This is a genomic window from Parabacteroides sp. AT13, from assembly GCF_002272965.1.
GTDB lineage: Bacteria > Bacteroidota > Bacteroidia > Bacteroidales > Tannerellaceae > Parabacteroides > Parabacteroides distasonis.
This window is the reverse complement of the sequence record NZ_NQMH01000002.1, coordinates 1,129,633-1,144,432: the sequence shown is the minus strand read 5'-3', so window position 1 is coordinate 1,144,432 and position 14,800 is coordinate 1,129,633. Positions and strand designations below refer to the sequence as shown.

Genomic DNA, 14,800 nt, shown 5'->3' with positions numbered 1-14,800 from the left:
TACATTTATCAAATGAAGAAACAGCTAATGACCTTCCTGTTGTGTGGTAGCCTGTTCGCTACGGCACAGCAACCGGTAGATTATGTGAACCCCTTCATCGGTACGAGCAATTACGGTACGACGAATCCCGGCGCGGTTTGTCCGCAGGGTATGATGAGCGTGGTTCCTTTCAACGTCATGGGGTCGGAGAAGAATCGTTTTGACAAGGATAGTCAATGGTGGTCTACTCCTTACTCGGCAGACAATAAATTCTTTACGGGATTCGCCCACGGTAGCTTGAGCGGCGTGGGATGCCCGGAGCTGGGAGGTTTGCTATTGATGCCGACGACGGGCGAGTTGAACGTGGACTATAAGGCTTACGGCAGTGAGTACAAGGACGAGGTGGCTCACCCCGGTTATTATAGCAATACCTTGACCAAGTATAATATCAAGGCGGAGGCTACTGCCAGCATGCGTACGGGCTTGAGCCGTTTTACCTTCCCGAAAGGGGAGAGCCATATCCTCTTGAACCTAGGCGAGGGCTTGACGAACGAGACCGGTGCTACGGTACGTATCGTGAATGATACGGAGATCGAGGGGAGTAAGCTTTTAGGTACGTTCTGCTATAATCCACAGGCCGTATTCCCGGTTTACTTCGTGATGAAGGTAAACAAGGCCCCGAAGAAGATGGGTTATTGGAAGAAACAACGTGAGATGAAGGGGGTAGAGGCCGAATGGGATATCTACTCCGGCAAGTATAAGTTATATACCAGTTATACCCGTGAGATGAGCGGAGACGATGTCGGCGTATGGTTCGATTACGATACGGACGAGGGCGAGGCTATCGAGGTGAAGATGGGTATCTCGTACGTGAGCATCGAGAACGCCCGCCTGAACATGAATACGGAGCAGCCCGGCTTCGATTTCGACAAGGTCCGTACGGCGGCTAGCACGATGTGGAACAAGGATCTTTCCAAGGTACAAGTGGAAGGAGGTACGAAAGACGAGAAAACGATATTCTATACCGGTATGTATCATTTGCTGATCCATCCGAATATCCTGCAAGACGTGAACGGCGAGTACCCGATGATGGAGAGCCTGAAAGTAGGCCATACCACCGGAAACCGTTATACGGTCTTCTCCCTGTGGGATACGTACCGCAACGTAAGTACCCTGATGACCTTGCTCTATCCGGAGCGCCAATTGGATATTATCCGTACGATGCTGGATATGTACCGGGAAAACGGTTGGTTACCGAAATGGGAGCTTTACGGACGTGAGACCTTTACGATGGAGGGCGATCCCTCGATCCCGTATATCGTAGACGCATGGATGCGCGGCTTGCGTGACTTTGATGAGCAAACCGCTTATGAGGCGATGCGTAAAGGCGCTACTACCCCGGGAGAGTTCAACCTGCTTCGTCCGGACGCGAACGATTATTTCAGCAAGGGCTATGTTCCTTTGCGTGAGCAATACGATAACTCCGTATCTCATGCGCTGGAATATTATATCGCCGACTGGAACTTGGCTAATTTCGCTCAAGCCTTGGGTAAGAAAGAGGATGCCAAGTTATTCCGTGATCGTTCTTTAGGTTACAAACATTATTATAGCAAGGAGTTTGGAACACTGCGTCCTATCTTGCCGGACGGCACTTTCTACTCTCCGTTCGATCCGAAACAAGGCGAGAACTTCGAGCCTAGTCCCGGTTTCCATGAAGGCAACGCATGGAATTATACGTTTTATGTTCCTCACGATATCAAGGGACTGGCCAAATTGATGGGAGGCGATAAGAAATTTGTCGATCATTTGCAGAAGGTATTCGATGACGGCAATTATGATCCCGCCAACGAGCCGGATATCGCTTATCCTTATTTGTTTAGCTATTTCAAGGGAGAGGCTTGGCGTACTCAGAAGTTGGTCCGTCAGTTGTTGAAGGATTGCTATCATAATGCCCCGAACGGTGTCCCGGGTAACGAGGATACAGGCACGATGTCCGCTTGGGCTATTTTCTCCATGATGGGCTTCTATCCGGCTTGTCCGGGCGACGTGAACTATGTATTGACTTCCCCGACTTTCGATAAGGTTACGATCCAGCTCGACAAGAAATTCTATCCTAAAGGCGAATTGGTAATCGAGTCTAAGCATAGTAATCCAGAAGCGATCTACATCAAGGACGTTTTCGCCGGCGATAAAAAGCTAAAGGGCTACACCATCTCGCAAGAGGACTTGGTAAATGCCGGAACCTTGCGTTATATCCTCGAGGATACGCATAAGTAAGCCAAGATAAAGATATACCGAATTTGATATTTACCGGACGCAGATGACACCGACAAGCACGGGTGATCTGCGTCCGGTTTATTTTTTGATATCCTAAAACCATTTGATCTTCCTGAATATAAAAAAGGCCGTAGCGGATAGCAAGATCGAGAGCAAGATGATAACCACGAAACCATGCGGCATATCCTCCATGTAGATCGGGACGTTCATCCCGTAGAAGCTAGCGATTAATGTCGGAACCATTAAGATAATGGAAAGTGATGTCATACGTTTCATGATCGTGTTCACGTTGTTGGAGATGATAGAGGCGAAAGCGTCCATCGTACCCGTAAGAATATCGCTATAGATATTTACCGTGTTATGGGCCTGCTTCAACTCGATCTCCACGTCCTCCACCAAATCCTTGTCGATATATTCCGGCTCTTGGAAAATATTCTGGAGCTTGGCCAGCATCACCTCATTCCCGCGGATGGAGGTGTTGAAGAATACCATGCTCTTCTCCAGCTTCATCAACGCTAGCAGATCCTCGTTGCGGATGCTTTTCTCCAACGCCTTTTCCGCCTCGGTGACGGCGTAATTGATTTGTTTCAGGTATTTAAGGAACCATACGGCCGATGAGTGGATCAGCCGGAGGATCAACTCATACTTGTTTTTAATCTGGAGTTCCTTCCGTTGGGTATAGCGGATGAAATCGGGGATCAAGTCCGTCTTATGGTAACATACGCTTACGATGATCTCATTGTTCGTGATGATACCGATCGGCACCGTATTGAACGGGATGTCATGATCTTGGTTTTGCAACGGGATACGTAAGATGGTAAGCAACCAATTCCCCTCGTACTCGATACGGGGACGCTCGTCCGTATCGGCTATATCGCTCAAGAATGATTCGGGTACGTTAAATCGATCCATCAAGAATTGAAGATCTTCGGGAGTCGGGCACTCTACGTTTACCCAACTGTTAGGAAGCCATTGGTTCTTCTCCACATAACCGGCCTCACAATAAAGAAATTGTCTCATTATTGCCTCCTTTCGTGTTTAATCCGAGCAGAGGATCAATGAAACCCTCCGCCTCGTTAGTTCATACTCTGTTCTGTTTCTAGCGGGATACTGTCGTCCATAATTTGAAAATTACTTTTTACGGGTGCAAAGATAATACTTTTTTACGTAAGTAAAGTTATGTCGCTGTATGCTGACAGCAATATTGTTGCCAGTTTACGTTAGCATAGGCTTACTTCTCTGAGAGTATTGCGATACTTCTGGTAATAGTACTGGAGTACTTTCATGGAAGTACCCGAGTACTGCCTAAGAAGTACTCCAATACTTCTTAGGCAGTACTGGCCATCTATTCAATCCCGCATTTCCCCTCTTCGTTGAAGTAGAAGAAGAGCCCGGTATCTATGCTGACCGGACCATGGATACGGCTTACGGCGGGTTCCCATGCGGGCATCAACCGGAGTACCCGTAAGGCTTCATCGCGGAACTCATCATAGGTTTTCCCCGTATCGCGAGGATACAGTATATTCTCGGGTAGGCTTACGGGATTCTGTAACATTCCTAAGGAATCGATCGTGAAGGAGTAGAAGAGTCGTACCTTCGTGCTCGTACCTTTATAAGATTCGGGATAACGCAGGTTCTGTTCGAAGAAACGGATCATGGCTTCTCTTCCTCCCTTGAACTCGGCCATGGGGCGAGGCTCGTGGAGCTGGCTGGCGAAGCGTGTGTATTCCTCATAATCTTCCGGGTTATCGGATAGGTAGAACGTGGCGGCCAAAGGATAATGGACGAGGCCGGCGCCCTGTCCGGTGATGACGGTCTTATGCACCCGGTACAATCCCGGTGGATTTTCCTTGAGCTCAGGCATCAAGGTGGCCGAGAAATCGTCTCTTGTCTCGTTTGGAAAGATCGGATAGCCGAGAGCGACGAAGGCGGTGGGTTGCGGGATTCCTTTCCATGCCCTCCCGTCGAAACGCTCGATGAAATACTCTTCGCCTCCCATCCCTTCCAGGTCGGTATGGTTGGTGATAGCGATCTCGATCCGCTCGATGTTGGTTGGGTAGACGTTCGGTCTTACTCGCATGGAGAAGTGGGTGGTGTCCATGCTGATAGCTTCCTCGGGTGGCCGGTCGTAAGGGCCTCCGCCGATCCGGATGAGGGGTGAATTGAATACGTAAGTCTTGAAAGCCTCCACATACTCCTTCTCCGCTATGATAAGCTGTAGGAAGACGGAGTCGTCCGTGTTCCAGAGGGAGGCCATGTTTCTGCGGATCTTCCGGAGATGCGGGGGAAGGGTATCGTATTCCTTGCCGAAGAACAATTCTATGCTGTCCCGTATCTGCTTGGCGGTCCATCCTTCCGTGGAAACTGAAGATGCGGCATGGGTATCAGTCGGTAACGGTAGGGTATCTTGCCGTGCTATGGATTGGGAGTCGGCTGAGTAGTCGCTACTGTTTTCCCCTTTCTTTTGTTTGGTATGGCAGCCGTATAATAGGCAGCCGCCCATGATAACTAATCCGATAAAATACGCTTTCATGATTCGACAGGTTTTAATTCCTAAATATAAAGAATCTTTTTCAGAAATGGGTAAAAGATATTACCTTTGACTCCCCAAATAGAAAGAATGATGGCAGAAGGAACAAGAAATACAGGAAGAGGAAGGAAAAAGCCTGTGGAGATGCTCCCCGATATGGGGCGTCTTCAGCCACAGGCCCGTGAGTTGGAGGAGGCTGTGTTGGGTGCGTTGATGCTGGAGAAAGATGCGTACTCGATCGTCAGCGAGATCTTGAAGCCGGAGTGTTTCTATGAGAAAGCGCATGAGAAGATTTATGCCGCTATCGTAGACTTGGCGTTGAGCCAGCGTCCCGTGGATATGCTTACCGTAACGGAGCAATTGAAGAAACGGGGAGAATTGGAGGATGTAGGCGGACCGTTCTATATCTCTCAACTTACCAGCAAGGTGGCCAGCAGCGCCCATATCGAGTATCACGCCCGTATCATCGCCCAGAAATATCTGGCGAGGGAGTTGATCTCTTTCACGGCGATGATCCAAGGAAAGGCATTTGATGAGACGCTCGATGTAGAGGACCTGATGCAAGAGGCGGAGGGCAAGTTGTTCGAGATCTCGCAACGTAACGTAAAGAAGGATGTCACCCAGATCAACCCCGTCATCAAGGACGCTATGGAGATGTTGCAAAAGGCGGCCCTCCAGAAGGAAGGTCTGAGCGGATTGCGTACGGGCTTCGAGGGGTTGGATAAGATGACTTCCGGTTGGCAGAATTCAGACCTTATCATTATCGCCGCCCGTCCGGCCATGGGTAAGACGGCCTTCGTTCTTTCCATGGCGAAGAATATGGCGGTGAATTTCAATACGCCTGTCGCCCTGTTCTCGCTCGAGATGAGTAACGTGCAGTTGGTAAACCGTCTGATCGTGAATGTCTGCGAGATACCGGGCGAGAAGATCAAGAGCGGACGCTTGGAGAGCTACGAGTGGGAACAGCTGGATTTTAAGATCAAGGAGCTTTACGACGCCCCGATCTTCGTGGACGATACCCCGAGCTTGTCCGTCTTCGAGCTGCGGACGAAAGCCCGTCGTCTGGTGCGTGAGCATGGCATTAAATGTATCATTATCGACTATCTTCAGTTGATGAACGCCAGCGGTATGAACTTCGGTAGCCGTGAGCAGGAGGTGAGTACGATCTCCCGCTCGTTGAAGGGATTGGCCAAGGAATTGAATATCCCGATCATCGCCTTGTCGCAGTTGAACCGTGGTGTGGAAGCCCGTCAAGGCGTGGAAGGTAAGCGTCCGCAGCTAGCCGACTTGCGTGAGTCCGGAGCTATCGAGCAGGATGCCGATATGGTATGTTTCATCCACCGTCCCGAATATTATAAGATTACGGAAGACGAGCGGGGAAATTCCCTGATCGGTCTCGCCGAGATCATTATCGCCAAGCATCGTAACGGTGCCGTGGGGGATGTCCGGCTGCGCTTTAAGAGCGAGTTCGCCAAGTTTATGAACGTAGAGGAAGATATAGCGGTAAGGGAATTCTCCTCGACCATGAACGGTGGAGACCCGATGCCCCCGATCCCATCGGCGGGAGCTGACTTCTTGAGTCAAGGTAGCAGTAACGAGGTTCCGTTCTAATATAGCATGAATGAGCGAAAGAGGCGAAAACGTTTGCGGTAGATTTTTCGCCTCTTCTTTTCTGTTTCGTTGGCGAATCTGATTCGAATCTTCTATCTTTGTGATTGAAAACAAATTACTGAATCAGCCATGACGAGACACTTAGTTCCGGTATCTATATACCTGTCGCTGTTGCTCAGCTGCAACTCACCGAAAGAATACAAATCCTTTGATGAATACCCTTCCTATGAGGGAGACGATCTGGAGTTGTTCTATTCCCCCACGAAATCCGTGTTCACCCTTTGGGCCCCGACGGCGGAAGAAGTCCGCTTGAATCTTTACGCCTCCGGTGAGGGAGGGGAGCCTATCCGCCAGTTGCCGATGAAATCCTCGGACAAGGGTACGTGGCGTATCTCCGTGAGCGAGGATCTGAAAGGTTCCTTCTATACCTTCCAGATCCGTATCGGCGATAAATGGCTGGATGAGACTCCCGGTATCTGGGCGAAAGCCGTCGGGGTGAATGGAAACCGTGCGGCCGTGATCGATTGGGCGGCTACCGATCCGGAGGGCTGGGAGGCGGATAAATCTCCCGAGTTGAAAAGCTTCTCCGATATTATCATCTACGAGATGCATCATCGGGATTTCTCGATCGCCGCGAACTCCGGCGTGACGCATAAAGGTAAGTTTCTCGCCTTGGCGGAGAACGGCACGAAAGGTCCGGGCGGCGTGGCTACCGGCGTGGATCATCTGAAGGAGTTGGGCGTTACCCATGTCCATATCCTTCCTTCTTATGATTATGGCTCGGTGGACGAGACTCGCTTGCAAGATAATGTGTACAATTGGGGGTATGATCCCAAGAACTATAACGCCCCCGAGGGGAGCTATTCCACCGATCCTTACAATCCCGAGGCTCGTATCCGTGAGTTCAAGGAGATGGTGCGGGGATTGCACCGGAATGGTATCCGTGTGATCATGGACGTGGTTTACAATCATACCTTTGTGGGTGACGGGTCGAATTTCAGCTTGACCGTCCCCGGTTACTTCTACCGTCATAAACCGGACGGAAGCTATTCGGATGCCTCCGGCTGTGGCAATGAGACCGCTTCGGAGCGGGCGATGGTACGCCGCTATATCGTGGAGTCCGTGAAATATTGGGCCGAGGAATACCATGTGGATGGTTTCCGTTTCGACTTGATGGGAATCCATGACGTAGAAACCATGAACGAGGTAAAAGCCGAGTTAACCAAACTAGATCCTTCCATCTTCGTATACGGCGAGGGCTGGACCGCTAGCGATTCCCCGCTACCAGAAGATCAACGGGCGATCAAGGTAAACGCCCCGAAACTGAATGACGTGGCCGTATTTAGCGATGACCTGCGGGATGCTTTAAAAGGAAGCGTGTTCGAGACTACACAGGCCGGTTTCGCCTCCGGAAAGCCGGAAGGCAATGAGGAGTCTATTAAGTTTGGTATCGTAGGCGCTATCCGCCATCCGCAAATCGACTATAACCAAATATTATATTGCAAAGCGCCTTATGCGAACAAGCCTACGCAAGTGATCAACTATGTCTCTTGCCACGATGATCTTTGTTTGATGGATAAGTTGAAGCTCTCGGCTCCGAAAGACGCTACCCCGGATGAGTTGATACGATTCGGCAAGTTGGCCCAGACCATCATCTTCACCTCGCAAGGAGTACCCTTCATGCGGGCAGGAGAGGAGTTGCTGCACGATAAGAAGGGCGTACATAACAGCTATCAATCGCCCGATTCAATCAATGAGATCGACTGGTCTTTGAAGGCAAAAAACAAGGATGTTTTCAACTATTACAAGGATTTGATCGCCCTTCGTAAGTCGCACCCGGCTTTCCGTATCGCCACGGCCGAGGGAGTGAGGGAGGCCCTTCAATTCCAAGAAGTGAACCAGCCCGGTGTTGTAGCGTATACCTTAGGGGAGCATGCGAACGGGGATAGTTGGAAGAAGATTATGGTTATCTTTAACGGGAACCGGAAGGCGGTAACGGTTTCTCTGCCGGAAGGAACATGGGTTCCGGTTTGTAAGGATGGTCGGATTTATCTGGACGGTAAAGGTTCCGTACAGGGTAAAACTACCGTAAGCGCCTCTTCCGCCTTGATCTTGAAACAAGATTAATACGGAACTAAATCAAAGAAAATCCCCCGGGACATCTCGAATATCTCGAGCGTCCCGGGGGATTTTTTATTAAATCACTTACTTATCTGATTATTTGTAAGCCTCGCCTTTTACAGCTGCGATACCTGGAAGAACCTTACCTTCGATAGCCTCAAGAAGAGCGCCACCACCTGTAGAAACGTAAGATACGCCGTTAGCCAAACCGAATTTGTTAACGCAAGCAACAGAGTCGCCACCACCTACTAAAGAGAAAGCGCCGTTCTTCGTAGCCTCAACGATAGCCTCGCCAACCGTGCGAGATCCGTGCGTAAAGTTCTCGAACTCGAATACACCCGTAGGACCGTTCCAAAGGATCGTCTTAGAGTTCTTGATAACGTCAGCGTAGATAGCCTCGGTCTTCGGACCTATGTCAAGACCTTCCCAACCATCAGGAATCTGATCTACCGGAGCGAAATCAGTCTTAGCGTCGTTGCTGAAATCGTCAGCGATCTTAGCGTCAACAGCCAATACCAAGTTTACGCCTTTTTCTTTCGCTTTCTTGATCAAATCAAGAGCAAGATCCAACTTATCGTCCTCGCAAATAGACTTACCGATCTTACCGCCTTGCGCTTTCGTGAAAGTATAAGTCATACCACCCGTGATGATCAAGTTGTCTACCTTGTTCAACAAGTTCTCGATGATCTCGATCTTAGAGGAAACCTTAGAACCACCCATGATAGCTGTGAACGGACGTTGGATGTCGTTCATAACCTTATCGACAGCCTTCACTTCCTTCTCCATCAAATAACCGAACATCTTGTTGTCCGTATCGAAGTAGTCAGCGATCAAAGCCGTAGAAGCGTGAGCACGGTGAGCGGTACCGAACGCGTCGTTTACATAGCAGTCAGCGTAAGAAGCCAATCTCTTCGTGAACTCTTTCTGGCTTTCTTTAACGGCTTTCTTGGCAGCCTTCTTCTCCTCGTCGGAGGCGTCTTCAGCCAAACCTCTTGGTTTGCCTTCTTCCTCAGCGTAGAAACGAAGGTTCTCAAGCAACAAAGCTTCGCCCGGTTGCAAAGCGGCAGCCTTAGCGCCGGCTTCTTCGCCAATACAGTCGTTTGCAAACTGAACATCTACGCCTAACAACTCAGAAAGGTGCTTCAATATGTGCTTCAAGGAGAACTTATCGGTAGTGCCTTTCGGACGGCCTAGGTGAGAACCGATAATTACGCTACCACCATCCGCTAAGATCTTCTTTAATGTAGGAAGAGCGGCACGCATACGAGTGTCGTCGGTGATGTTGAAGTTTTCGTCCAATGGAACGTTAAAGTCAACTCTTACAAATGCCTTTTTGCCGGCAAAATTGAAATTGTCAATTGTTTGCATAACTATTGTATTTAATGTCTGTATTAAAATGTTCTTTTAATCGCTTGCAAACTTACACAAAATATTTCATTTGGCTGTTTGCGCTTGCTTTAAATTTTATACCAATTTGAAACGTAGCCGTAATCTCCCGTCGGCATAGTCGTAATTCAATAGCTTGAAATGTCCGATCTCGGATGTATTCGCCACGTGCGATCCGATACATGCGCAGGCATCGTAATCGCCTATGCGTACGATACGTAATGTATCGCTGGCATCATCGGGCAATTTACTTAAATCCACGATACCGCCGGCCTTTTCTTTTGGCATGAACTCGATGGTTACGGGTAGGTGCCGGTCGATCACCTCGTTTATCTTCTTCTCGACCTCAGCCATGGCCTCTGGGCTAGGCTCCTCCGCCAATAGATAATCGCATTTAGACTTCTTCCTCTCTATGTGTGCGTTCTTAGACCGGGGGCATCCGAACATCCGCACCATTGTCTGGTTTAAGATATGTTCCGCCGTGTGCATAGGAGGATACTCTTGCTTGTTGTGTTCGTTTAATTGGATTTCTTGTTTCATGTATTTGATGTTTTGATTGTATTTCGTGAAAAATATGCTCAAATGTACGAAATAAATCTTTAGTTTTGTAAAGTCATAGAAAACACCTTAAAGGAACGATATGCCAGCTAAGCGCTTATTTGGAATAATATCTATCATATTTCTCTTTGTTACCTGTATATCATGTAAATCCTCTACAGACTTATCGGAGGAGAAGCGTATACTCGTGATTCAATCTTACGAAAAACATTTTCCCGCCTATGAGAAGATGAAGGAAATCATGTCGAGTGAATTGCGGAAGAAGGGGATACATGCGAGTGTCTATTCTTTTTATTTGGATTGTGAGCAATATTCGGAGAAGCAACAGCGACAGAAATTATTCAAGAAACTGAATGGGTTATCGACATGGAACCCGGATATTATTCTGGTCAATGACGATCAAGCCTTAAACGCTTTGATAAGTAGCAGGCATCCCCTCGCTAAATCGATCCCGGTCGTGTTTATGGGGGTTAGTTATCCCAATATCCCGATCATCCGGAAATATCCGAATATGACGGGCTTTTATGATAAACCGGATTATAAGAGGAATATAGAATTGATACAGCGGCTTGTTGGTAATTGCATCGTCATAAGAGTCTCGGATGATACCTTTCAGGATAATATGATGCTGGCGGACATGAATGCGCAGATTCAGGATATTTGTGCCGTGAACAATATATATTCCTTGGATCGGGTACGTTTATCCGGAAAGAACGGGATTTCGATATCGGATATACCTAAGATAAAGCCGGATACGATGTATATAAGCACACTCAGTACGAAATCGGCGAATGCCCTGATTAAGGGATTCGGCGAGAATTATTATAATAAAGCGTATCTGGCAACCAAGAGGGATTATATGACAATCTCGTTGGGGCGGCTCAGCGCCTTTCCATGTTTCTCCGTGATCAATGAGTTGATCGGAAATCAGAATGGCGTAGTTGGCGGGTATGTCACTGTCTTTAAGGATGAGGTAGAGGGGGCTGTAAACCGGGTCGTCTCTATCTTGAAAGGAACGCCCCCGTCCAATTTTCCGCAAATCGAAGGGAGTAACAAGGCTTATGTTTTTGATTACGGTGTGTTAGAACGTTGGGGCATTGATAGTAGTAAATTGCCGGAAGGAGCTATTATTGCGAATATGCCGTTTGTCGTTCAATATAAATATTATATATGGGCTGCCGGCTTTATTCTGGTGGTGATGTTGCTTCTGCTTTTTAGTTACCAAAGAAAGCGATATATACAGGAGGCTTTACATAAGAAGGATGCGCAGGAGAAGTTAAAAAGGGAGAAGACTTTTCTTTCTTTTGCGTTGGATAGCGGCAACATTTTCGCTTTTCGGTATAGCAAAGGGGTATTCGAGTTTGATAATAGATTCTACCATTATTTAGGTATGCCCTGTGTACCGATGAAAATCGAGGAGTTTCAGGATGCTATACATCCTGAAGAACTGGATAATTTCCTTCGAGACCGGAATCTGCTGGATAGTGGCTTTCTTTCCCGGAAAGTGACGCAACGTCGTTGTAACTTTAATAAGAAGGGGTATGAGTGGTGGGAATTTCGCTATGCCCAAAATAAGAATGAGAAAGATTCGGTTTCCGGTGACGAAGCTGTTGAGGTAAGTGGCTTATGCTTGAATATCCAGCGGATAAAAGACACGGAGAATAGCCTTATAGCCGCCCGCCAGAAAGCGGAGGAATCCGATCGGATGAAATTAGTCTTTCTGGCGAATATGAGCCATGAGATACGTACGCCTCTGAATGCGATCGTAGGCTTCTCCCAATTGCTCAATTCGGATATGCCTTTGGAACCGGAGGAAAAGGCGGAGTTTATAGATCTGATTACCAAAAACAGTGACCTGTTGCTTAAGCTGATCAACGATATCTTGGATCTATCACGCATAGAATCCGGTAGCATGTCTTTCTCTTATGAGAACCTCGATCTGAGTAAACTGATGGGAGATATCTTCCATACGCATCAATTGATGATGCCGGAGGGAGTGGAGTTAAAGATAAGGGTTCCCCATGAACCTCTTATCATCCGTTCGGATCATTTCCGGTTGACGCAGGTTTGTACCAATTTCATTAAATAATGCGGTGAAGTTTACCGCTAAGGGATATATCGAGATCGGATACGAACTTAGCGCAGATGGAAAATCGATCCTTATTTCCGTGAAAGATACGGGTAAGGGCATTCCTGATGATAAAAAGGAAAAGGTATTCGAGCGTTTCCAGAAACTAGATGAGTTTGCCCAAGGTACAGGCTTGGGGTTAGCGATCTGCCAGAGTATCGTTCATACGTTTCATGGAAGCATATCGCTTGAATCCGAGGTTGGTGTAGGTAGTAAGTTTACGATCTCGCTACCTTATACCCCGGGGTTGGAGCTGGAGGAAAGAACTTAATTACCTTCGATGAATCGTTTATTGGCCCTCGCTTCTTCCTGCCATTGGGGGATGACGGTTTCTAAAAACTTTTGTTTGGCCTGTTGCTCGGCTTCCATATCGAGGCCGATATATTGCTGGGCTTTCGCTTTCGTGGAGATATCCGGCATCGGAACGTCTTGGGTATAGCCTAGCTGCGCTAAGACCTTCATGATCTGGATGCGGGCTTGGGTAGACTTATCGAGTCCGCTGCCCAAGATACGTGTGACTTCTTGGGGCGCGTGGAAAGCCGCCCCGTGTGAGGCCACGGCGAAGTCCCAACGCCATTGTGCCTGCCGGAGCAGTTTTAATACGTTTTTCATTTGAGATTCCGTAGCGCCTTTGTCCCAAGCGAATTTCGCTTCTATATGGGCTTTTGTCAATTCTTCCTCTACACGCATGCGTATGGCGTAGACTTTGTTTTGCCGTTCATAAACATCCTTGCGTAAGATCTCCTCACTTTCCCGGTGGCAGGCTTGGCAAGTACGGTCTATCATCGCCAACGGGCTTTTGATATGATGGTTGTTGTACCGGTTCTCATCTTCCCCGACAGCAGGCATATGGCATTCTCTGCAGGAAACGCCTCTTTGCCCGTGAATGCCCATCTGGAATAACTCGAAATCCGGATGTTGCGCCTTTATCAAATGTGCCCGGCTTAATTTATGGGTGAAATCGGTGAAGTTTATGCTATCGTAATAGGCTTCTATATTTTCTACTGTATAACCTTGATCCCAAGGTAAGGCTAGTATACGATCTTCTCCTTGGAAATAATATTCGGCGTGGCATTGGGCGCATACTAGAGATCGCATCTCTTGCTCGGTTGCGTCCTCTATACGTAATCCGTTGCGCTTATAGGCACTTTTCAAGAATGAGCGGGTCACGCGCAATCCCATGCTCTGCGGCTCATGGCAGTCTGCGCATCCGATTGGATTCACGATCTCGTTGCCTAGCTCCGCCCATTTCTTCTTATATAAGGTCTTGGCATCGGTGGTCGTTAATAAGCGGGGTATGTCCGGACTTTTACATGCCCAGCATGCGGCAGGCTGGGGACCACTCGTCGGGGTCATGGGAGCGCCGGTCCGCAGGCTTTTGTATAGATCTTCTATGGAATACATATGCCCTCTGGGACTTAGATAATCTTTGGAGAAAGCGTATCCTGCCCATAATACCATCATTCCGGGATGTTCGGCCAAGATATCAGCTTGTTGGTTCCCATTAAACAAACTGCGGAAAGTCGTGTCCGAGGTTTGTTTCCAACTTTGGTACTCATTGGAATAACGAAGGTCTATAGAGTCGCTGTTTTGTTGATCGATTGGCTGATCATCGGTATCGTCGATGAATTTGATGCTATCTTGTCCGGTAACAGTGGTACGTAAGATCACTAATACGATAATGACGATTAGACTTATGGCTATAGAAGTTTTATAGTGTGCTTTCAAGTGTTTACCTTTTATCTTAAATAAAATATTCTTTGTATTAACTGCGAATATATGAATAATAATGATACGACCGGTAGAAATTGAAAAAATCCTTATTTCATTGCTTCCGAAGACGCTGGATGAAATAAGGATTCTCAAGTGACTCGCATAGGATTCAAACCTATAACCTTCTGATCCGTAGTCAGATGCTCTATTCAGTTGAGCTAGCGAGCCAATCTGTAAATGAATTTGAATATTCAAGTGACTCCTAAAGGATTCAAACCTTTAACCTTCTGATCCGTAGTCAGATGCTCTATTCAGTTGAGCTAAGGAGCCAAGATGTATTCTATTGCTATCTTCAAATGGTGACCGCGACAGGATTCAAACCTGTAACCGGCTGATCCGTAGTCAGCTACTCTATTCAGTTGAGCTACGCGGCCATTGTTTCGTGATTGCGAGTGCAAAGGTACGTTTTTGTTTTAAATATGCAAACGTTTCGACTA

At 47.8% G+C, this 14,800-nt stretch carries 8 protein-coding genes, 3 tRNA genes and 1 pseudogene; 4 read left to right on the top strand and 8 right to left on the bottom strand.

The features are described 5' to 3' along the window. Positions 1 to 12: 12 nt before the first annotated feature. Positions 13 to 2,256, top strand: a complete 2,244-nt coding sequence (locus CI959_RS19145) for a GH92 family glycosyl hydrolase (RefSeq protein WP_008772411.1) — start codon at positions 13 to 15, stop codon at positions 2,254 to 2,256. 93 nt (positions 2,257 to 2,349) lie between these two features. Here the strand turns inward: CI959_RS19145 and CI959_RS19140 are convergent, their stop codons facing one another. Continuing rightward, complete coding sequence (locus CI959_RS19140) at positions 2,350 to 3,276, bottom strand: magnesium transporter CorA family protein (protein ID WP_005862977.1); 927 nt, start codon at positions 3,274 to 3,276, stop codon at positions 2,350 to 2,352. Between the two features lie 325 nt (positions 3,277 to 3,601). Further along, positions 3,602 to 4,789 (bottom strand): immunoglobulin-like domain-containing protein, encoded by a 1,188-nt coding sequence (locus CI959_RS19135; RefSeq protein WP_095231511.1) that lies wholly within the window; start codon positions 4,787 to 4,789, stop codon positions 3,602 to 3,604. Positions 4,790 to 4,879: 90 nt separating this feature from the next. On the opposite strand from CI959_RS19135, the gene dnaB reads away from it, so the two are divergent. Both dnaB and pulA read left to right on the top strand, forming a co-directional pair. Beyond that, positions 4,880 to 6,397 carry a replicative DNA helicase gene (gene dnaB / locus CI959_RS19130; RefSeq protein ID WP_008772408.1) on the top strand — a complete coding sequence of 506 codons (1,518 nt, stop codon included), beginning with the start codon at positions 4,880 to 4,882 and terminating at the stop codon, positions 6,395 to 6,397. Positions 6,398 to 6,526: 129 nt separating this feature from the next. Then, positions 6,527 to 8,524, top strand: a complete 1,998-nt coding sequence (gene pulA, locus CI959_RS19125) for a type I pullulanase (protein WP_005862971.1) — start codon at positions 6,527 to 6,529, stop codon at positions 8,522 to 8,524. 90 nt (positions 8,525 to 8,614) lie between these two features. Here pulA and pgk read toward each other — a convergent pair whose 3' ends face one another. After that, on the bottom strand, positions 8,615 to 9,886 hold the full coding sequence (gene pgk / locus CI959_RS19120) for a phosphoglycerate kinase (RefSeq protein ID WP_005857665.1): 1,272 nt from the start codon (positions 9,884 to 9,886) through the stop codon (positions 8,615 to 8,617). A 96-nt stretch (positions 9,887 to 9,982) separates the two neighbouring features. Next, positions 9,983 to 10,444, bottom strand: a complete 462-nt coding sequence (locus CI959_RS19115; protein ID WP_005857662.1) for a hypothetical protein — start codon at positions 10,442 to 10,444, stop codon at positions 9,983 to 9,985. Positions 10,445 to 10,544: 100 nt separating this feature from the next. On the opposite strand from CI959_RS19115, the pseudogene CI959_RS19110 reads away from it, so the two are divergent. Beyond that, a pseudogene (locus CI959_RS19110) lies at positions 10,545 to 12,861 on the top strand (ATP-binding protein). On the opposite strand, the gene nrfA reads toward CI959_RS19110, so the two are convergent. The 4 genes from nrfA to CI959_RS19090 all read right to left on the bottom strand — a co-directional run bounded on the left by nrfA (position 12,858) and on the right by CI959_RS19090 (position 14,737). Then, positions 12,858 to 14,318 carry an ammonia-forming cytochrome c nitrite reductase gene (gene nrfA / locus CI959_RS19105; protein WP_057316939.1) on the bottom strand — a complete coding sequence of 487 codons (1,461 nt, stop codon included), beginning with the start codon at positions 14,316 to 14,318 and terminating at the stop codon, positions 12,858 to 12,860. The pseudogene CI959_RS19110 and the gene nrfA overlap by 4 nt on opposite strands. A 139-nt stretch (positions 14,319 to 14,457) precedes the next feature. Further along, a tRNA-Arg gene (locus tag CI959_RS19100) sits at positions 14,458 to 14,531 on the bottom strand. Between the two features lie 28 nt (positions 14,532 to 14,559). Then, positions 14,560 to 14,633, bottom strand: a tRNA-Arg gene (locus tag CI959_RS19095). 27 nt (positions 14,634 to 14,660) lie between these two features. Continuing rightward, a tRNA-Arg gene (locus CI959_RS19090) sits at positions 14,661 to 14,737 on the bottom strand. Positions 14,738 to 14,800: the final 63 nt, after the last annotated feature.

What these genes read in the sequence shown, in the direction of transcription:
- CI959_RS19145 (WP_008772411.1), top strand. Translation starts at nt 13, where the DNA reads ATGAAGAAACAGCTAATGACCTTCCTGTTGTGTGGTAGCCTGTTCGCT.
- CI959_RS19140 (WP_005862977.1), bottom strand. Translation starts at nt 3,276, where the DNA reads ATGAGACAATTTCTTTATTGTGAGGCCGGTTATGTGGAGAAGAACCAA.
- CI959_RS19135 (WP_095231511.1), bottom strand. Translation starts at nt 4,789, where the DNA reads ATGAAAGCGTATTTTATCGGATTAGTTATCATGGGCGGCTGCCTATTA.
- dnaB (WP_008772408.1), top strand. Translation starts at nt 4,880, where the DNA reads ATGGCAGAAGGAACAAGAAATACAGGAAGAGGAAGGAAAAAGCCTGTG.
- pulA (WP_005862971.1), top strand. Translation starts at nt 6,527, where the DNA reads ATGACGAGACACTTAGTTCCGGTATCTATATACCTGTCGCTGTTGCTC.
- pgk (WP_005857665.1), bottom strand. Translation starts at nt 9,886, where the DNA reads ATGCAAACAATTGACAATTTCAATTTTGCCGGCAAAAAGGCATTTGTA.
- CI959_RS19115 (WP_005857662.1), bottom strand. Translation starts at nt 10,444, where the DNA reads ATGAAACAAGAAATCCAATTAAACGAACACAACAAGCAAGAGTATCCT.